The organism is Streptomyces sp. NPDC039736 (assembly GCF_055596485.1).
The window spans coordinates 305,067-322,908 of record NZ_JBVIUQ010000003.1 but is presented as its reverse complement, the minus strand read 5'-3'; the positions used below and the strand labels follow the sequence as shown (position 1 = coordinate 322,908).

Annotated in this window: 17 protein-coding genes and 2 pseudogenes; 8 read left to right on the top strand and 11 right to left on the bottom strand. The window is 72.4% G+C overall.

What is annotated here, in order from left to right:
- Positions 1 to 7: 7 nt before the first annotated feature.
- The 3 genes from ACZ56L_RS10885 to ACZ56L_RS10875 form a co-directional block, all read right to left on the bottom strand.
- Positions 8 to 1,090, bottom strand: a complete 1,083-nt coding sequence (locus ACZ56L_RS10885; protein ID WP_471063213.1) for a chitinase — start codon at positions 1,088 to 1,090, stop codon at positions 8 to 10.
- 220 nt (positions 1,091 to 1,310) lie between these two features.
- Positions 1,311 to 2,051 carry a hypothetical protein gene (locus tag ACZ56L_RS10880; RefSeq protein ID WP_471063211.1) on the bottom strand — a complete coding sequence of 247 codons (741 nt, stop codon included), beginning with the start codon at positions 2,049 to 2,051 and terminating at the stop codon, positions 1,311 to 1,313.
- Between the two features lie 231 nt (positions 2,052 to 2,282).
- Positions 2,283 to 3,125, bottom strand: a complete 843-nt coding sequence (locus ACZ56L_RS10875; protein WP_471063209.1) for a MerR family transcriptional regulator — start codon at positions 3,123 to 3,125, stop codon at positions 2,283 to 2,285.
- Between the two features lie 128 nt (positions 3,126 to 3,253).
- Here ACZ56L_RS10875 and ACZ56L_RS10870 point away from each other — a divergent pair, with 128 nt between their 5' ends.
- Positions 3,254 to 4,522, top strand: a complete 1,269-nt coding sequence (locus tag ACZ56L_RS10870) for an erythromycin esterase family protein (protein WP_471063207.1) — start codon at positions 3,254 to 3,256, stop codon at positions 4,520 to 4,522.
- A gap of 7 nt (positions 4,523 to 4,529) precedes the next feature.
- Positions 4,530 to 4,886, top strand: coding sequence for a DUF427 domain-containing protein (locus ACZ56L_RS10865; protein ID WP_468685633.1), 357 nt, complete (start codon positions 4,530 to 4,532; stop codon positions 4,884 to 4,886).
- A 73-nt stretch (positions 4,887 to 4,959) separates the two neighbouring features.
- Here ACZ56L_RS10865 and ACZ56L_RS10860 read toward each other — a convergent pair whose 3' ends face one another.
- The 3 genes from ACZ56L_RS10860 to ACZ56L_RS10850 are packed head-to-tail and all read right to left on the bottom strand — an operon-like array spanning position 4,960 to position 8,255.
- Positions 4,960 to 6,537 carry a sensor histidine kinase gene (locus tag ACZ56L_RS10860; RefSeq protein ID WP_471063206.1) on the bottom strand — a complete coding sequence of 526 codons (1,578 nt, stop codon included), beginning with the start codon at positions 6,535 to 6,537 and terminating at the stop codon, positions 4,960 to 4,962.
- A 33-nt stretch (positions 6,538 to 6,570) separates the two neighbouring features.
- A complete protein-coding gene (locus ACZ56L_RS10855; protein ID WP_471063821.1) occupies positions 6,571 to 7,329 on the bottom strand; it encodes an ABC transporter permease in 759 nt (252 codons plus the stop codon).
- Between the two features lie 5 nt (positions 7,330 to 7,334).
- On the bottom strand, positions 7,335 to 8,255 hold the full coding sequence (locus ACZ56L_RS10850) for an ATP-binding cassette domain-containing protein (RefSeq protein ID WP_471063205.1): 921 nt from the start codon (positions 8,253 to 8,255) through the stop codon (positions 7,335 to 7,337).
- 140 nt (positions 8,256 to 8,395) lie between these two features.
- Between ACZ56L_RS10850 and ACZ56L_RS10845 the strand changes: the two genes are divergently transcribed.
- The 4 genes from ACZ56L_RS10845 (at position 8,396) to ACZ56L_RS10830 (ending at position 12,102) form a co-directional block, all read left to right on the top strand.
- A complete protein-coding gene (locus ACZ56L_RS10845) occupies positions 8,396 to 9,049 on the top strand; it encodes a response regulator (RefSeq protein WP_471063204.1) in 654 nt (217 codons plus the stop codon).
- 158 nt (positions 9,050 to 9,207) lie between these two features.
- Entirely contained in the window at positions 9,208 to 10,191 is a 984-nt protein-coding gene (locus ACZ56L_RS10840) for a D-alanyl-D-alanine carboxypeptidase family protein (protein ID WP_471063202.1), read from the top strand.
- A gap of 121 nt (positions 10,192 to 10,312) precedes the next feature.
- Positions 10,313 to 11,281 carry a pirin family protein gene (locus tag ACZ56L_RS10835; protein WP_471063200.1) on the top strand — a complete coding sequence of 323 codons (969 nt, stop codon included), beginning with the start codon at positions 10,313 to 10,315 and terminating at the stop codon, positions 11,279 to 11,281.
- A gap of 434 nt (positions 11,282 to 11,715) precedes the next feature.
- Positions 11,716 to 12,102 (top strand): hypothetical protein, encoded by a 387-nt coding sequence (locus ACZ56L_RS10830; protein WP_345220068.1) that lies wholly within the window; start codon positions 11,716 to 11,718, stop codon positions 12,100 to 12,102.
- Here the strand turns inward: ACZ56L_RS10830 and ACZ56L_RS10825 are convergent.
- Positions 12,051 to 12,413 (bottom strand): annotated as a pseudogene (locus ACZ56L_RS10825) (transposase); the annotation flags it as partial. The gene ACZ56L_RS10830 and the pseudogene ACZ56L_RS10825 overlap by 52 nt on opposite strands.
- A 20-nt stretch (positions 12,414 to 12,433) precedes the next feature.
- Between ACZ56L_RS10825 and ACZ56L_RS10820 the strand changes: the two are divergent.
- Together ACZ56L_RS10820 and ACZ56L_RS10815 are read left to right on the top strand one after the other, a co-directional pair.
- A pseudogene (locus ACZ56L_RS10820) lies at positions 12,434 to 12,625 on the top strand (respiratory nitrate reductase subunit gamma); the annotation flags it as partial.
- 60 nt (positions 12,626 to 12,685) lie between these two features.
- Positions 12,686 to 12,871, top strand: coding sequence for a hypothetical protein (locus tag ACZ56L_RS10815; protein WP_345220031.1), 186 nt, complete (start codon positions 12,686 to 12,688; stop codon positions 12,869 to 12,871).
- A 93-nt stretch (positions 12,872 to 12,964) separates the two neighbouring features.
- Here ACZ56L_RS10815 and ACZ56L_RS10810 read toward each other — a convergent pair whose 3' ends face one another.
- The 4 genes from ACZ56L_RS10810 to efeO form a co-directional block, all read right to left on the bottom strand.
- Positions 12,965 to 13,879, bottom strand: coding sequence for a hypothetical protein (locus tag ACZ56L_RS10810; RefSeq protein WP_471063198.1), 915 nt, complete (start codon positions 13,877 to 13,879; stop codon positions 12,965 to 12,967).
- Positions 13,880 to 14,330: 451 nt separating this feature from the next.
- A complete protein-coding gene (gene efeU / locus ACZ56L_RS10805) occupies positions 14,331 to 15,260 on the bottom strand; it encodes an iron uptake transporter permease EfeU (protein WP_471063196.1) in 930 nt (309 codons plus the stop codon).
- A gap of 16 nt (positions 15,261 to 15,276) precedes the next feature.
- Positions 15,277 to 16,536, bottom strand: coding sequence for an iron uptake transporter deferrochelatase/peroxidase subunit (gene efeB / locus ACZ56L_RS10800; protein WP_468685613.1), 1,260 nt, complete (start codon positions 16,534 to 16,536; stop codon positions 15,277 to 15,279).
- Between the two features lie 22 nt (positions 16,537 to 16,558).
- Positions 16,559 to 17,719, bottom strand: a complete 1,161-nt coding sequence (gene efeO, locus ACZ56L_RS10795; RefSeq protein ID WP_345220027.1) for an iron uptake system protein EfeO — start codon at positions 17,717 to 17,719, stop codon at positions 16,559 to 16,561.
- Positions 17,720 to 17,842: the final 123 nt, after the last annotated feature.

Below are 17,842 nucleotides of genomic sequence, written 5' to 3'. Positions count from 1 at the left end.
CGGGCGATCAGCGGGATTGCAGCGCCTTGACGTTGTCGCCGAAGGTCCAGTTCCGGGAGCCGTCCCAGTTGAGGGACCAGGTCATCAGACCCTTGAGCTGGTTGTTGTAGGTGCGCCAGGCCTGGGAGACCAGCGAGGGGCTCATGTAGCCGCCGCCCGCGCCGGGTTGGGCGGGCAGGCCCGGGACCTGCTTGTCGTAGGGGACCTTGATGGTGGTGCCCTGGATGACCAGGCCCTTGTTCAGGCAGTCGGTCTGCTTGGTGAAGCCCTGGACGGTCCCGGCGGAGTAGGAGTCGCCGGAGCAGCCGTACATGTTGCCGTTGTAGTACTGCTGGTTGAGCCACCAGAGGCGGCCGTTGTCAGCGTACTTCTTGATGATCGGCAGGTACGCGCCCCAGATGGAGCCGTACGTGACGCTGCCGCCCGTGACGTAGGCGGTCTCCGGGGCCATCGTGAGGCCGAAGTTCGGGGGCATCTGGGCGAGGACGCCGTCGATGATGCGCACGAGGTTGGACTGGGAGGCGGAGAGCTTGGTGATCTGGCCGCTGCCCGTGAGGCCCGTCTCGATGTCGATGTCGATGCCGTCGAAGTTGTAGCGCTTGAGGATCGGGACGATCGTCGCGACGAACTTGTCCGCGACGGCCGAGGAGTTGAGGTCGATGCCCGCCGTCGCGCCGCCGATCGACATGAGCAGGGTCAGGCCGTTCGCCTTGGCCTGGCACATCTCGGCGGGGGTGGCCACCTTCACCGTCGAGTCCATGCCGTCCTCCCAGAGGACGGTTCCGTCGTTGCGGATCACGGGGAACGCGGCGTTGATGACGTTGTAGCCGTGCTGGGGTATCCGGGGGTCGGTGATCGGGGTCCAGCCGAAGGGCGGATGCACCCCGTTGGCCGCGCCGTCCCAGTTCTCCCAGTAACCCTGGAGGACCTTTCCGGCCGGCTTCGACTTCACCGGACAGGTGTCGGCGGCGGGCAGGGCGGGCGCGGTGGGGGCGGCCGGGGCCGGGGCGCCGGTGAGCGGGACGAGCGCGGCGGCTGCCAGGGCGGCCGTCAGCAGACGGCGGAGGGCGGTGCGGGCGCGGGGGGACATGCTGGACCTCCTGGGTGGGGACCGGGAGACGCAAGGGGGCCGAGGGGCGGCCTCTGGGGGGTGTGGTGCGCCCACACGCTAGGTAGGTCCAGACCAATCGTCAAGAGGTCTGGACCAGATTGGTACGGGGGCCGGTGCGGGCCCGCCGGGCCGGTGGGACGGGGGAGTTCCCCGGCGCGACGCCCCGTCGCGCCGAAGATCTCTCCCGTACTACGCCGAATCAGTGACGGTCCGCCGTTCCGGCCACCAGGTGGCCTGCCTGCGCGGACGCCCCGGGGAGGCCGGCCTGCGCACCCGAGCCCGGGAGGCTCTGTGCTCCCCGCGCCGCTCCCGCGCCCGGGAGGGCCGGGGCCTTCGGCAGCGGTGCCGGGCCGAGCACCGGCGTCGGCGGCACGACGTCCTTCACCGCCCCGACGCCCACCTCCAGGAAGACGGCCGTGGCCAGTTGGCCCAAGTGGACGACGAGCGTCCCGCCCACCTTCGTGTATCCGGCCGCGTCCCCCTTCAGCGCGGCCTCGACCAGTGCCTTCGTGTCGGCCTTGATCAGCTCCACCGCAGCCCTCATCGCCTCGCGCGACGCGGCCGCGGCCGCCGCCCGCTCCTGCGGGGTCGCCGCGCGGCCCGCGAAGTTGGCGGGCGAGCCGCCGGGGATGATCGCCAGCAGGTTGTCGAGGCTCTCGTCGGACTCCTTGTGGGCCTTGTCGAGCTTCTGCTTGTCCTTCTCCCCCTTGACCACCATCCCGGCCAGCTCGCTCGTCTCCTGGGTCGCGTCCCCGAACTTGCCGACCGTCTGGAACGTGGACGCGAGCTTCTCGTCCGGCGGCACGACGGGGGCGGACCCGGTCGACGCCGCTGCCGGTGCCATGCGTGCCTCGGGCGAGGCGACCGCGGCGGGAGCCAGCGTGAGGACCCCGCACAGGGCGACGGTGACGGTGGCGGAGAGGGGGGCGATGTGAACCATGGGGCGGATCCTTCCGGTGGTACGGCCAGGGGGCGGCCGATGCGTGCGTACGACGGGGGTCCGGGACGGGGCGCGGTTCGGGTGCGGCTACGGGTACGGCTCTGGTGCGGCCACGGGTACGGCTCGGGCGCAGTGCCCGGTACGGCTGGGGGTCGCGCCCCGCACCCGGCCCGTCGATCACATTCCGCCACCAGCCCATCGCCCGCAATCGCAGAACCGGCTGTCACCCCATCAGCCGCCCCCCTCCCCGGGGCCCCCGACGAGGTCCAGGTACGCGTCCAGCTCCCGCCCCGCCGCCAGCATCGCCCGGCTGCGGCGGTGCAGCCGGGCGTGCCACTCGGCCAGCACCCCGCCGAGCGCGTCCGCGTCGCCCGCACCGCGCAGCTGCTCGGTGAAGACCCGGATCCGGTCCAGCGGAAAACCGCCCCGCCGCAACTGCCGGGCGACGTACGCGTCCCGTACCGCCTCCGGCGGATAGCGGCGGTGCCCGGTGGCGGGATCGCGGCGCGGGCGCAGGATTCCGGCGGCCTCCCACTTGCGCAACGAGGCCGGATGCAGGCCGAGTTGCCAGGCCAGCGCGCCGACGGCCGGTTCCGCCCCGGTCCCGGCCCCGGCCCCGGTCCCCGTCCCCGTCCTGGCCCCGGCCCCGGGGTACGGCTGCGGCTCGGCCGTCGTCCGGGGGCACGGCTGCGGATCGCTCGTCCTCGCTGGGTACGTCACTGGGTACGCCTGCGGATCGGCCGTCAGCGCGCCCAGTGCGGCGGTCACCTCCGCCAGGGTGTCGCGCTCGCGCAGCAGCTCCGCGTGCGTCCCGTCGATCAGCCGGAAGAGCGTGCCCGTCTCGCCCCGGTGCGCGCACCGCAGGATCTCGGCGGCGACCCCGTGCCCGTACCCGGGACGCAGCGCGAGGAACGCGCGCAGGGCCTGGGCGTGGACGGGGGTGTAGCGCCGGTAACCGGAGGCGGTGCGCTCGGCCGGCGGGAGGATGCCCTCGTCCTCGTAGTTGCGTACGGCCTGGGTGGACAGCCCGTGCTCACGGGCCAGGTCGACGGGGCGCAGGGCGCGCGGGCTCATGATGACCCCCGTTTGAAGGTTTCAGTGGGTTCGGCCTTGCGCGTACCGCGCAAAGTCTCAACCGATACTTCAAGGATACGGTGGAAGGCAGAGCCCGCACCCCCGCCCCCCTCCCGAAGGGAACCTCCATGCCTTCTCCCCTTCACCCCCTCGGCCACCACTTCGACGACGACCCCGCCCAGCTCGCCGCCGCCGCCGACCAGTTGCTCGCCTCCCTGCCGCAGCCGCCCCTCCTCCTCGGGCTCGGCGAGCCCACCCACGGCGCCGAGCAGTTCCTGGAGCTCCGCAACGACCTCTTCCTGCACCTCGTGCGCCACCACGGCTACCGCGCCATCGCCATCGAGAGCGACTGCCTCGCCGCCGCCCTGGTGGACGACCACGTCACCACCGGCGCCGGTGACCTCGACGAGGTCCTGGCCACCGGCATCACCCACCGCTTCGGCGCCTTCGCCGCCAACCGCGATCTCGTCGTCCGCCTGCGCGAGCACAACGCCGGACGCCCGCCCGAGGAGCGGGTGCGCTTCCACGGTTTCGACGCGCCGCTCGACATCGGCGACACCCCCAGCCCCCGTGCCGCCCTCCTCGCCGCCCACGCCCACCTGGCCGCGCACCTCCCCGCCCACCGCGTTCCGCACACCGCCGACTCCCTGTCCGGGCTCCTCGGCGACGACGCCCCCTGGGAAGAGAGCGGAGCCCTGAAGGACCCGGCGCTCTCGATCGGCGGTACGCCCGGGGCCCGCGCCCTGCGGGCCGCCGCTGACGACGTACTCGCGGTGTACGAGACGGAACTCCCGGCCCTGCGACCGCTCGACCCCACCGCCTTCGACCGCGCGCACACCCGGGCCCGCACCGCGCGCGGACTCCTGCGGTACCACGCCGCCATGGCCTCCACCGCCCCCGACCGCATCGCCGTCATGCTCGGCGTCCGCGACGCGATGATGGCCGAGAACCTGCTCGCCCTCGCCGCCGCCCAGCGCAGCCCGAGCCTGGTCTTCGGCCACAACTCCCATCTCCAGCGCACCCGTTGCGGGATGGACTTCCTGGGCGAACAGCGCTGGTGGGGCGCGGGAGCCCTGGTCGCGGCCTCCGCGATCGGTGACCGTTACGCCTTCGTCGCCGCCGACTCCACCCCGGAGGCGGCCGCGGCCTGCGCCCCCTCCTGGGCCGACCCCGCCGACGCCGGACGCCCCGAGGGGGAGACCTTGCAGCACGCCCTCGCGGCCGCCGCCCCGGCCCGTGCCTTCTTCCCCGCCCGCGACCTGGTCCCCCGCGTACCGGCCCGGCGCGCCCCCGGCAGTTGGTGGTACGCCCCGCTCGACCCGGCGGACCTGCCCGCGATGGACGCCGTGGCCTTCGTCGGCCCGCTCCGGGAAGAAAACAGCCTCACCCTCGGCTGACATCCGTATGACGCCACTCACGCCACCCGGACGCAAGGGCCACCGCATCACCGTCGAGCAGGGCACGGCGCACGTCCGTGTCGTACGGGAAGGGCAGGTCCTGGCCGAGAGCCGCCGCCCGCTCCTGCTGCACGAGACGGGCCTGCCCGTCCGCTACTACCTCCCGCCCGAGGACGTCCGCACGGACCTCCTCACCCCGTCCGACACCTCCACCCACTGCCCCTTCAAGGGCGACGCGTCGTACTGGTCGGTGCCGGACGCGGCCGACCTGGTCTGGGCCTACCAGGACCCGAAGCCCGAAGTCGCCGCGATCAAGGGCCACTTGTGCTTCTACGACACGGAAGTCGTCGGCGCCGACGGCTGAGACGGCCGGGCCGGGACACGGGCAGAGGGTCCCCGATGCTTTCGGGGTCCCTTACGGGTACGGAGGCGCCCCCTCACGCCCGCCCCGGCAGGACGTCCTTGGCCACCAGCCGTGGACCCGCGAAGCAGAGCCGGTACACGTCGACCCGGTCCAGGACGTTGCCGTTCGAACGGTAGTACTCACAGCGCGTCGCGGGCGGCCGCGGCACCGCCCGCACACCGTCCGGCACGTACGCGTACTCCTGGTCGGGCAGCCGCCCGGCGAAGGAGTCGCGCGGCTGCCCCGTCCGCAGCTCCGCGAAGTCCGCGGGCCGCAGCACGCAGCCGGTGAGCTGGAGGGCGAGGGCCACGGCCGAGACCAGCGCGACGAGTCCGAGTGCGGCCGGCGCCGCCAACGCCAGGGCGAAGCGCCGCCGAGTGACCCGGCGGGCGGCGACCAGACCTGCCGCCGCCCCGGGCGGCTCGGGCTCGGGCCGCGGCTGCGGGCCGACGTCGTCGGGGAGCGTGGCCAGCACCTCGTAGTCCCCGCCCCCGGGCCCGGCGCGGAAGGTGCCGCCGACCAGCCGGACCCGCTCGCGCAGCCCGGTGAGGCCGTGGCCGCCGGGGAAGGGCGGTGCGGCGGGGGAGGGGACCGGGTTGCTCACCCGTACCGACGTACGGGACCGCCGGTGCTCGACGGATATCCGGACGGGGCTGCCCGGCGCGTGCTTGAGGGCGTTGGTCAGGGCCTCCTGGACGACCCGGTGCACCGTGCGGTCGACCACGGGCGCGAGGCCCGCCCCCGATCCGGTGCGGCGCAGCTCGACCGGCGCGCCGGACTCCTGTGCCCGGGCGACGAGTTGCTCGACGGACTCCGGCGGCGCGGCCTGGGACCGTACCGCGTGCGCATCCGGTTCGCGCAGCACGCCGATGGTGTCCCGCAGGTGATCGACCGCGTCGGCGACGGCCGCCCGCAGCTCGGCGAGGTCCGCGCGGTCGGCGCCGGTGAGCGTGGGGGACAGCTCCAGGGCCCCGGCACGCAGGGCGACGAGGCTGAGCTGGTGGCCCAGGGAGTCGTGCATGTCGGCGGCGATGCGGTTCCGCTCCCGCAGCCGGGCCTGCTCGGCGACCGCGCGCTGCCGCTCCTCCAGCGCCCTCGCCCGGTCCCAGCCGTCCCGCACCAGCGCCGCCCTGGCCCGCCGGTAGCGCCCGGTCAGCCACGGCAGCAGCAGGGCCGCGGGCACCATCGAGACGGTGTAGAACCAGTACACCGCGTCCACCCGCAGCACCGCGCACACCGCCAGGTCGAGGGCCAGGCAGCCCCCGAGCGCGGTCAGCGCCCGCCCGGCGGGAGTCGTCCCGGTGCCCAGGCGGAAGGCCACGACGGCCAGCGCCAACAGGTACGGGCTGCCCGCCGGGACCGGAGCGGCGAGCCCGAGCGCGCACACCGCGCCGACGAGGAGCACGGCGGTACGGGGACGGCTGCGGCTCACGGGCACCGCCACCGCGAGCACCAGCAGCGGCAGCGCGAGGTCCCGCACGGGGGAGGGCGCGGCGGCCCGCTCCCCGTACGCGAAGATCCCCGCGCCCGCGAGGACGGCCCAGAGGGCGGTGTCCAGGAGGAGCGCCTTCCGGCGGACGACGGGCCGCTGCCGCTTCAGTCGATCGAACACGGGATCAGTCTCGGCCATCGGCCCGCCGCTCCGTCAGGCGTCCCGGCGGCGCAGTACCGTCCGCCCCGCCAGGTGGGCCGCGACCGCCCAGCCGGCCACGATCAGCAGGCCGACCGGTGCGGGGTAGGGGGTGCCGCCGCCGCGCATGAAGTACGTTCCGGCGGTCTGCGGCAGCAGGTCGTTCACCGCCAGCAGGAACGGTCCGCCCAGCCCGGTGCACAGCACCGGAAGACCCGCGACCAGCACCACCAGCACGCTCATCGCCGCGGCGGCCGTCCGCAGCGCGAAGGCCACGCCCACGGCCAGCACCGCCAGCAGCGCGCAGTACATCCCCATGGCCAGGACCTGTCCCGCCGACTGCGCCGCGTCGAAGGTCGCCCGGCCGCCGAACGGCTGCCACGCGACGGCCAGGCCCACCACCCCGAAGACGATCCCGGCGGCGAGGGCCACCGCGGCGGCCACGGCCGACTTGGCGAGGTGCAGCCGGGCCCGCACCGGCACCCACAGCAGCGAGGCGCGGGCGCTGCCGGTGGCGTACTCGCTCGTCACGGTGGCCGCGGCGAGGATCAGGAGCGCGAACTGTCCCAGGGCGAGGGAGGAGACCGGCGCGTTGCCGAGTGGCTGGAGGGGGTGGGCGTTGATGCGGGCGATGGAGCCGTAGTAGAAGGTGAAGACGCCGGTGAGCACGAGTCCGGCGAGCAGGCAGGCCGCCGCCGTGCGGACGGACCACAGCTTGGCCCACTCGGAGCCGGCTGCCTGCGCCAGGGGGGCGACGCGTGGTGTGCCCGTCATCGTGTTCACGCTCCCGCCTTCGGCTCGCCGGTCGTCCCGTACTCCAGGCTCTGCGCGGTCAGTTCCATGTACACCTGCTCCAACGAGGGGATAAGGGTGCGAAGTTCGTGGACGCGTACGCCGAGGCGGTGGGCCAGGTCGCCGACGGCGGACGCGGTCGTGCCCCGTGCGACGAGCGCGGTGTCACCGGTCACGTCGGCGTCCCGCAACGCGCCTGCCAGACGCTGGAGTTCATCGGAGTCCGCCGTCCTCACGTGCACCGATGCGGAGGCCCCGCGGGCGAGGAGGGCGGCCATCGGGAGGTCCGCCAGCAGCCGCCCCCTGCCGATGACGACGAGCCGGTCGGCTGTCAGCTGCATCTCACTCATGAGATGACTGGAGAGGAACACGGTGCGTCCCTGGCCCGCCTGCTTCCTCACCAACTCCCTTACCCAGCGCACTCCTTCGGGGTCGAGACCGTTGACTGGTTCGTCCAGCACCAGCACTCTCGGGTCGCCGAGCAGCGCCCCCGCGATGCCGAGCCGCTGGTGCATGCCCAGCGAGAACGCCCCGACCCGCTTCCGTGCCACCGCGGCCAGGCCCACCGTCTCCAGCACCTCGTCCACGCGGCGGACGGGAATGCCGTTGCTGCGGGCCTGCGCGACCAGGTGGCCGCGTGCCGAACGCGCCGGATGCAGGGCCTTCGCGTCGAGCAGCGCGCCCACCTCGCGCAGGGGGTGGCGGAGCCGGGCGTACGGTCTGCCGTCGATCAGCGCGGTTCCGGCGGTGGGATGGTCCAGGCCGAGGATCATGCGCATGGTGGTGGACTTCCCCGCGCCGTTCGGGCCGAGGAACCCGGTCACGCGGCCCTCCTCGACGTCCAGCGTCAGATCGTCCACGGCGACGGTCCCGCCATGTCGTTTGGTCAGCCCTCGCAGGGTGATCACTGGGGTTCCTCCGGTGTCGTCGGTACTGCTTCGACGCTAGGTCCCGTACGGTCGCGACCGCATCGCCCTCAGGTCGGTGACCAGGACCTTTACTTTCGTCAGGGGTGCCGGGCGAAAGTGCCCGGGGCTACGATGCGCCGATGGTTGACGTACTGATCGCGGACGACGAGGCGATGGTCCGGGCCGGGGTCCGGGCGATCCTGGCCAGGGACCCGCTGATCGAGGTCGTCGCCGAGGCCGCCGACGGGGCCGGCGCCGTCGAGGCGGTGCGCGCGCACCGGCCGGCCGTGGCCCTGCTCGACATCCAGATGCCCGGCCTCGACGGAATCGCGGCGGCGGCCCGGATCCATCGCGAACGGCCCGGCACCGCGGTGATCATGCTGACGACCTTCGGCGAGGACGACTACATCGCCCGCGCCCTGCGCGGGGGCGCGGACGGCTTCCTGCTCAAGGCGGACGACCCGCGCGAACTCCTGCGGGGCGTGCACGCGGTGGCGGCGGGCGGCGCCTACCTCTCCCCGAGGGTCGCGGCCCGCGTCGTGGCGGGACTCCGCTCCGGCCGCCCCGCCCCGGCCCCGGGCTGCGCGCCGCCGGGCCTCACCGCCCGGGAGCGCGACGTCCTGGCCCTGGTCGGCGCCGGCCGCTCCAACGCGGAGATCGCCGCCCAACTCCACCTGGTGGAGGGCACGGTGAAGGCGCACGTGAGCGCCGTCCTCGCCAAGCTGGGCGTCCGCAACCGGGTGGAGGCGGCGATCGTCGCGTACGAGGCGGGCTGGACGGCAGGCCGGCAGTGACGGAACGTCGGCCAGAGAGCCGAATGCCCGCGGGAAGCGATCTGACCAGGGGAAACAGGATTCCGCCGTGGTGTGTCGGCCAGGGGCTTTCGGTCTCCCTCGCCCACATGGCGCAATCCAGGTCGGCCCGTACGACCGGTGTTCCCTACCGTGGCTGAATGACCGTCACCTCACTGGCTCCGCCCGCGTCCTGTCGGTTCGTCAGCCGCGCCGTCGTCGGCGGAGCCGCACTGCTGCTCCTGTCCGCGCAGACGGGATTACTGACAGCGTCGGCGTCGTCCACGACCGTTCCCGCGACCTCTTCGCGTGCCGTGCTGGCGAAGAAGGTGTCCGCCCGGGCCTGGATCGTCGCGGACGCCCGCACCGGTCAGGTGATCGCCGCCCACAACCCGCACGCGAAGCTGCCCCCGGCCAGCACCCTGAAGACCCTGTTCGCCCTGACCGCACTGCCCCGCGTGCCCGGCTCGGCCGTGCGCAAGGTCAGCAAGAAGGACCTGGCGGGGATGGGCAGGGGCAGCAGCGTGGTCGGCGTGAAGGCGGGGCGCACCTACCGCGCGGCGGACCTGTGGCGGGGCGCCTTCCTGCGCTCGGGCAACGACGCCGTGCACGTCCTGGCCGCGATGAACGGCGGCTGGAAGTCGAGCATCACCCAGATGCAGGCCAAGGCACGCGCCCTGGGCGCCCGTAACACGAAGGTCGTCACGGCCGACGGCTACGACGCGCCGGGCCAGTACTCGACGGCGTACGACCTGGCGCTCTTCGGCCGCGCCGGGCTGAGGAACAAGTCCTTCGCCGGGTTTGCCGCGACCGCGCGCGCCCGTTTCCCGGACAAGACCCGCGCGGACGGCAGCCACATCTCCTCGTACGCCATCCAGAACACCAACCGCCTGCTGACCGGAGCGAACGGCGTCGGCCGCTACCGGGGCATCGTGGGCATCAAGAACGGCTATACGAGCAAGGCCGGCAACACCCTGATCGCAGCCGCCACCCGCGGCAAGCACACCTTGATCGTCACCGTGCTCAATCCGCAGCAGGGCAACGGCCTCACCGTCTACCGCGAAGCCCGCGCGCTCCTGGACTGGGGCTTCGGGGCGGTGGGACGGGTGCGACCGCTGGGCAGCCTCAACCAGCCGGCGCGGTAGCGCGGCGACGGGCGGGGCGGGGCGGGGCCCGGGGCCCGGGGGCCGGGGCGTCCCGGGAGGACGGCCCCGTACCATCACCATCTCACCCGCCTGTCCACCGAAGGCCACCGAAGGGCACGTCATGAGCAACGTCGAGAAGGACCCCACGGAGATCGTGTGCGAGCCGGGGCCCGACGGCGCGGTCCCGAAGGTCGAGGTGCTGACCCCGCGGGACGTGCCCCTCGGAGGACCGCGGGCGATGACGGTGCGCCGGACCCTCCCGCAGCGCGCCCGTTCGCTCATCGGCGCGTGGTGCTTCGCCGACCACTACGGCCCCGACGACGTGGCCACGACCGGCGGCATGGACGTGGCGCCCCACCCCCACACCGGCCTCCAGACCGTCTCCTGGCTCTTCACCGGCGAGATCGAACACCGCGACAGCCTGGGCACGCACGCCTACGTGCGCCCCGGTGAGCTCAACCTCATGACGAGCGGCCGCGGCATCAGCCACTCCGAGGTCTCCACCCCGGCGACGACCACCCTGCACGGCGTCCAGCTCTGGGTGGCCCTCCCGGAGTCCGCCCGCGACACGGCCCCCGCCTTCCAGCACTACGCGCCCTCGCCGGTCCACGTCTCCGGGGCGGAGATCCGCGTGTTCCTGGGCACGCTGGCGGGCTCCACCTCGCCCGTCCCGACCTTCACCCCGCTGCTGGGCGCGGAGATCCTCCTCCCCCCGCGCGCCACCCTCGCGCTCCCCCTGGACCCGGCCTTCGAACACGGCCTCCTGGTCGACCGGGGCCCGGTCCGCCTCGCCGACACCCTCCTCGCCCCCGCGGCCCTCGGCCACCTCGCACAGGGCGCGACCACCCTGACCCTGACCAACGAGTCCGACACCACGGCCCGCACGATCCTGCTGGGCGGGACGCCGTTCGGCGAGCAGATCCTGATGTGGTGGAACTTCGTGGGCCGCACGACGGAGGACGTCGCACGGGCCCGCGCCGACTGGACGAACGGTGACAGGTTCGGCGAGGTGAAAGGCTACGACGGCCCCTCCCTGCCGGCTCCGGAACTGCCGAACATCCCGCTGAAACCGCGTGGGAACGTACGCTGACGTGCGCGAATGCGCTACCTGGTAGGAAGGCAGACAGGGATGACCCCGATGCCAGCAGCGACTGCTGGAGCCCAGGCGTCGGCTCGGCACCGACGGTCCCGAAGGGTCGGCTCTCGTGTCAGGGTGCCGCCTTGCGGGGGAGGGTCCAGCAGTCTGGATGCCGATCCAATGCCGACCTTTCTGGCGCGGGGTCAGGTCGTGATCGTGCAGGTCCAGCGCGATGCTGTACCGGCCTCTTGCGCCACCTGACAAAGCACTGCTGGGGCATGTCTGACAATGATCACGTCGGGGGGATTTCCCGGTGGAGCCAGCTGGCTGTCTGTGGGAGGGTCCTGCATGTGATCAGTCGGAATGGTGCCTGGGCCCGCGAGCTCGTACTCGCGGACGGAGTTCGCCCTGCGGACATTGTGCGTGTTCATCGCGAAGCACTTCACGTGCTGCGTTCGAGCATCGATGCAGCCCACATCGATGCGTACAGCGATGACGCCTGGCCGTCCGAAGTCCTGGACTCGTACGAGCGTGCCCTGTCACTGGCTCGGGAGGAGGTCGTGAGCGGTGCCCGCTCCAGGCGCTCCGATCCCGGGACGGGGATCGACCTTGATGTCCGAGACGACGGGCACTTCAAGATGCTGTCGGACCTGGCTCCCTACACGATCCACGCGGAAGGCTGGCGGGACGGTCGGCAGGTTTTCAGCGCCAGCGACTCGGGAACGTCCCTGTGGGTCGAGGTGACTCAGGAACAGGAAGCAGCCCTTCTGTCCCGATTGAGTCAGCTGGGAATCCCATCGGGTGTGCTGACCGTTCCGGTTCCTGGGCGCTGAGCGTCTGCCGACGCGGGTCCGCGGAGCCGGAGGATCAGCGGGGCGGGACGGAGTCCGGCCTGGCAGCGGTCCGCGAGCTCGTCGAAGCGGGTTGCTGTCGCGCGGAACTGCTTGAGTCGGCTGAAGCACCTTTCGGCGACGTTGCGGTGCTTGTGCGCTTCCGCGTCGAAGACGGGTGGTCGGCCGCCTCGGGAACCCCGACGGAGCCGGTTGACGACCTGGTCAGAGCGTTCAGGGATCGTAACGGCGATGCCGCGACGCCTGCACCAGGTGCGGATCGCCCGGGACGAATGCGCCTTGTCGCCGAGGACCCGTCGGCCGCCCCGAGCAGGCCCTGCTGGGCATGGCACTGTTCGCACTGTGGCCCTTCAGCCGGCTCGTCCACGCGTTCACCGCACCGGTCGGCTATCTGGTCCGCTCGTACATCGTCTACCGCTCGCGCGGCAGGCGGCCCCCCTTCCCGGCCGCCTCCCCACGGCCCCGAAAGCGCCCGGCGCCACCTCGCACCGGCTCGCGACGGTGAGGCGGCCGACGTCGTGGGAGGTCGTCGCGGGCAGCCCGGGACGCGCAGAACAGTCCGTCCATGCCCCGCGGTCCCCCCGGCACCGACCTGGAGAACCGCGTCCAGGACCTCACCGGGAACGGCGTCGCCGCGCTGCTGGACGCGGCCTGCGCCCATAGCCTCAAGACGGTGCTGCCTGCCTGTGGTCGGGCTGCTGCCGTCCACCGGCTCACCACCCCCACACCGCCCCAGGAGAGCGCTCGATGAAGGGTCCGGCTCGCCTCCTCCTCGTAAGTACTCACCACAGGGCTCGACACCCTGGTCGACCGGCTGGATCGGTTCGGCGACCTCGTCCCGGGTTCACAGCCCTCCGAGTCCTGGTGGATCGAGGCTGATGATGCGCTGGGGCTCTTCGTCCCGGTCGGCAGTGCGGGGCGAGACAGGGGGCGGTGGATGCTGCGGAGGCCTGGCGAACGGGTGCCAGTGGGGCAGCGCGCTCAGGCCACCCAGCGCAACGGTCACGAGCGCCTGGGCTTCCTCCGAAGCGGTTGCTGCTGCGCGGGCGGTGCGCGCTGCGGTCCTGCCCGCCTCGGTGACCGTCACAGCCGGGGGGCGGACGACGGGCCTGTTGAACGCAGGCAGGGCCGACAGAAGGGCGATGTAGAGCACGAGCAGCAGCCAGAGCTCGGACAAGAGGGCCGCCACGGCTCCCGCAGTCAGGGCCCCGGCCAGCAGGCGGCGCCTCCGGCGGTAGGCCCTTGCGCGTGCGTTCCTCCAGGCGGATGCATGCGGCGAGTCGGCGGAGATGCCCTCGGGAAGACCCCGTTCACGCAGCAGGCCGTCTGCGATCAGGCGCTCGTGCAGTGCCCGCCATGGCGGGACGGAGAGGTCATAGGGGCCGAAGGAGGTGGAGAGCCATCCGCGCCCCTTGCCCAGCAGGTCGAGCAGTACGACTTCCACCTCGTCACGCGGTTCCGGGTCGTCTACCCGGAACCTGTACCCGTCGTAACTCCTGCCCAGGAATGTCAGGCGCTGCTCGGCATGCATCCGCACCAAGGCCACGCCCAGGACATTGCCGGGGCCGAAACGATTTTCCATATAGGCGAGCTCGTACAAAGACAACCGTTGTGTCAACGGCCGGCCCGGACCCGCGCTTGCGGCCAGCGCACGCCACTCGCGTTCCTCGGCCGACCAGAAGCTCACCATCACGACCGCTGACAACACCGCCACACAGATCCCGGTTGCCACGCCGACCCACATATCGACCACGGCCACCTCGACCCCACCCCCGTCTCACTCCCCGGACGAAGCCCTCGTTCGGGGGCCAAGGATGAACTGCCCACTTCCGGCACCTCCCACGCTGCGACCCGTCGGTTCGGTCGGGAGCGGCCCGGTGGTGCCGCTCCCGGAGCGCTCTGGACACCGGGCCTGACCCGCACACCCATGTCGGCACGGACCGTCTGGGACGCTAGACCGGGCCGGGCGCGCGCGTGCCGGGATCTGGTGAGGCGCAGCCTGGCGTGACCCCTGTGGCCGATGTACGAGAGGCTGTTCTCGACGGTGTCAGGCGAGGCTGGAGATCTTCCAGTGGCTGACCTGTCGCACCGCCCGCAGGCGGCACAGCGCCCTCGGCCACCTCTCGCCCGCTGAGCTCGAACAGCAGCACCGACAAGAACGTGGAATCACGCTCGCCGCGAACCCCTGTGTCCACACTCCGGGGGACGCCTCACCGACGCCTGCGCCCGTCAGCGCGGTCACCGCCGCCAGAGCGGCCGGCAGCCGCCGACGTCCGTGCGTGCGCCTGGTCGTCCGTTGCCCTCTGCGTCCCCGTCGTCGCTGCCGTCACCGACGACCGGAACCCTGCCGGGGCGAAGAACAGCACGAGCATCGGGACCAGGTACAGCGCCCACACCGCGACCTGGAGGACCGTCGGGTCCGGCTGGAAGTTGAAGACGCCCTTCAGCAGGGTGCCGTACCAGCTGTCCGGCGGGACCTGCTCGCTGACGTCGAAGGCCTTGTCGGACAGGCCGCCGAGGAAGCGGGCCTCCTGGAGGTCGTGCACTCCGTACGCCAGCACGCCCGCCGCGACGACCAGCAGCATCGCGCCGGTCCAGGTGAAGAACTTCGCCAGGTCGATCCGTACCGCGCCCTTGTAGAACAGCCAGCCCAGCGCCACCGCCGTCGCCAGCCCGAGGGCCACGCCGATCACCGGGCCGTGGGTGCCGTCGCTCAGCGCCCGCACCGACGACCACACGAACAGCGCGGTCTCCAGCCCCTCCCGGCCCACCGCCAGGAACGCGGTCGCCACCAGGGCGCCCGTGCCCATGCGCAGGGCGGCGTCCAGTCTGCCGGTCAGCTCCGCCTTCAGGTGCCGGGCGGTGCGCCGCATCCAGAACACCATCCACGACACCAGGCCCACCGCGACGATCGACAGCGAACCGCCGAGCGCCTCCTGCGCCTCGAAGGTCAGCTCCTGCGACCCGTAGGTGAGGGCCGCGCCGAAGCCCAGCGCGAGCAGCACCGCGATGCCGATGCCGGTCCACACCGGCTTCAGGGCATCCCTGCGGCCGGTCTTCACCAGATAGGCGACCAGGATGCAGACGACGAGACTGGCTTCGAGCCCCTCGCGCAGGCCGGTCAGATAGTTCGCGAACACGTCGGTTCCCGTCCTCTCAGGATTCTCGGGGCTGCGTGAACAGCGCCCGGCCCCACCAGTCGTCCGCGTCCCGGACGCCCGGCGGGACGGCGAAGTGCGCCGAACCCACGTGCTGGATGTATTCGTTGAGCGCGTCGGAGCGCGCCAGAGTGCGCTGTACGGGAATGAAGGCGTCCCGCGCGTCGCGCTGGTAGGCGAGGAAGAACAGCCCCGCGTCCAGGCGGCCGAGCCCGTCCGTGCCGTCGGTGAAGGAGTAACCCCGGCGCAGCATCCGGGCTCCGGAGTGGGAGTCCGGGTGGGCGAGGCGCACGTGCGAGGTCGGCAGCATCGCCTTCAGCAGCGGCTCCTCGTGCTCCGTGGACCTGCCGACCGCGGCCCCCTCCCCCTTGTCGCGGCCGAATACGTCCTCCTGCTCCTGAAGGGAGGTGCGGTCCCAGGTCTCGATGTTCATCCGGATGCGGCGCGCGACCAGGTAGGAGCCGCCCGCCATCCATGTGCACCCGTCCTTGGCCGACGCCCACACGTGCTGGTCGAGCGAGGCGGCGTCGGTGCCCGCGACGTTGCGGGTGCCGTCCTTGAAGCCGAAGAGGTTGCGGGGGGTCTGCGTGTCCGGCGTCGTCGAGGACGTCTTGCCGAAGCCGAGCTGGGACCAGCGCACGGCGACCTTCCCGAAGCCGATCCTGGCGAGGTTGCGGATGGCGTGCACCGCGACCTGGGGGTCGTCGGAGCAGGCCTGCACGCACAGGTCGCCGCCGCTGCGCGCGGGATCGAGGTTGTCGCCGGGGAATGTGGGCAGGTCGACCAGGGCTGCCGGGCGCCGGTCCTTCAGCCCGAAGCGGCCGTCGAAGAGGGAGGGCCCGAAGCCGACCGTCAGCGTGAGCCGGGACGGCTTGAGGCCCAGGGCCTCGCCCGTGTCGTCCGGCGGGGCCTCCGGCAGACCGCCGTACGCCCCCTCGCCGACCGCGCGGCCCGCCGTCAGCCGGGCCGCCGCCGCCGTCCAGTCCTTCAGCAACTGGACGAGCTCCGCCCGGTCCCCGGTGGTCACGTCGAACGCGGCGAAGTGCAGCCGGTCGGGGACGGCGGTCGCGATGCCCGCTTGGTGCGGGCCGTGGAAGGGCACGGCCGCGCCGCCGGACGCGGCGGGCTCCGGGTCCTCGTCACGGCCGAGCACCACGGCTGCCCCGCCCGCCGCCGCGGCACCGAGCGCGAGCCCGGCCCCGCCCCAACCCAGTACCGAACGCCGGGACGGAGAGGGGGAGTTCACTTCGTCAGACACGGGGCCGCCCTCTTCTCCGGGGTTACTTGGTGACCGCTGCGGCGAGCTTCGACAGCGGCTCCGCGAGCGCGTTCACGCCGTCGGACAGCTCCTTGCGGTCCGCCTTCCCGACCTTGTCGTACGAGGTGAACTCGTACGAGGAGGCGTCCGGGCGGTGCTTGTCGAGCAGCTTGTTCAGCGCGGCGAACTGCTTGTCCAGGGTGTCCGTCAGCTTCGGGTCGCCCTTGGCGGAGATCGGCCGCAGCAGCGTGTACGCCTTCTGCGCGCCCTCTACGTTCGCCTTGAAGTCCACCAGGTCGGTGTGGCTGTACCGCTCCTCCTCGCCCGTCACCTTGCCGGTGGCGACCTCGTCCAGGAGTTCCTTGGCACCGTTGGCCATGGAGGAGGGGGTGATCTCGGCGGTGCCGACCTTCTTCACCCAGGTGTCCAGGTCCCTCATCAGGGTGTCGGCGAGCTGCTTCTCCTCGTCGCCGATCTTCTTGTCCTGCCACAGCGCTTTCTCCAGGCGGTGCCAGCCCGTCCACGGCTTGCCCGACTCCTCGACGCCGTCCTCGCGCAGGTCGACCATCGGGTCGATGTCGCCGAACGACTCCGCGACCGGCTCGGTGCGCTCCCAGCCGATGCGCGAGGGCGCGTACGCCTTCTTCGCGGCCTCCAGGTCGCCCGCCTTCACCGCGTCCGCGAACACCCGCGCCTTGGGGAGGGTCTGCTCGGCCTGCTCACGCACATAGGTGCGGTACGCGGCGACAGCGGTGTCCTTCTCGGGGCTGCGCCGGGCGGCCGTGGCGCCATCGCCGCCGCTGGCGGTGACCTTCTGCCGGATTCCGTCGCCCTTCATGCCCGGCTTGCAGGCGATCTCGTACGCACCGGCCTTGATCTCGGCGGTGAGGTCGGCCTTGGTGCCCGGGCCGATGTTCTCGCGTTCGGTGACGATGCGGTCGTCGGGGAACAGGACGTAGACCTCGGTGACCTTGGAGCCCTTGTTCTCCACGGCCAGCTCGACCTTCCCGGCGGGGAACTCCTTCTTCGACACCTCGCACGAGTCGTCCTTGGCGACGACCCGGATCACGCCGTCGCCTTCCCCGCCGCCTTCGGCGCCCTTGCTCTTCTGAGTGCAGCCGGTCGCGGCGAGGACGGTCGCGGCGGCGGCCACGGCCAGGAGGGAGAGACGTACGGGACGCATAACGGGACTCCACGCGGGGTGAAAGGTCTACGAGGCCCACAGGTCTACTGAGGCTCACCTAAGTTACGCTCCCCTTACTCCGGACATCACCACCCAGGCAGTGATTCAGCTCTCACTCCCGGC

Bases quoted from the DNA above. Each gene is read 5' to 3' on its own strand.
- ACZ56L_RS10835 (WP_471063200.1), top strand. From the start codon at position 10,313: ATGAGCAACGTCGAGAAGGACCCCACGGAGATCGTGTGCGAGCCGGGG.
- ACZ56L_RS10865 (WP_468685633.1), top strand. From the start codon at position 4,530: ATGACGCCACTCACGCCACCCGGACGCAAGGGCCACCGCATCACCGTC.
- ACZ56L_RS10815 (WP_345220031.1), top strand. From the start codon at position 12,686: ATGCCCCGCGGTCCCCCCGGCACCGACCTGGAGAACCGCGTCCAGGAC.
- ACZ56L_RS10855 (WP_471063821.1), bottom strand. From the start codon at position 7,329: ATGACGGGCACACCACGCGTCGCCCCCCTGGCGCAGGCAGCCGGCTCC.
- ACZ56L_RS10845 (WP_471063204.1), top strand. From the start codon at position 8,396: ATGGTTGACGTACTGATCGCGGACGACGAGGCGATGGTCCGGGCCGGG.
- ACZ56L_RS10870 (WP_471063207.1), top strand. From the start codon at position 3,254: ATGCCTTCTCCCCTTCACCCCCTCGGCCACCACTTCGACGACGACCCC.
- ACZ56L_RS10880 (WP_471063211.1), bottom strand. From the start codon at position 2,051: ATGGTTCACATCGCCCCCCTCTCCGCCACCGTCACCGTCGCCCTGTGC.
- ACZ56L_RS10840 (WP_471063202.1), top strand. From the start codon at position 9,208: ATGACCGTCACCTCACTGGCTCCGCCCGCGTCCTGTCGGTTCGTCAGC.
- efeO (WP_345220027.1), bottom strand. From the start codon at position 17,719: ATGCGTCCCGTACGTCTCTCCCTCCTGGCCGTGGCCGCCGCCGCGACC.
- ACZ56L_RS10875 (WP_471063209.1), bottom strand. From the start codon at position 3,125: ATGAGCCCGCGCGCCCTGCGCCCCGTCGACCTGGCCCGTGAGCACGGG.
- ACZ56L_RS10885 (WP_471063213.1), bottom strand. From the start codon at position 1,090: ATGTCCCCCCGCGCCCGCACCGCCCTCCGCCGTCTGCTGACGGCCGCC.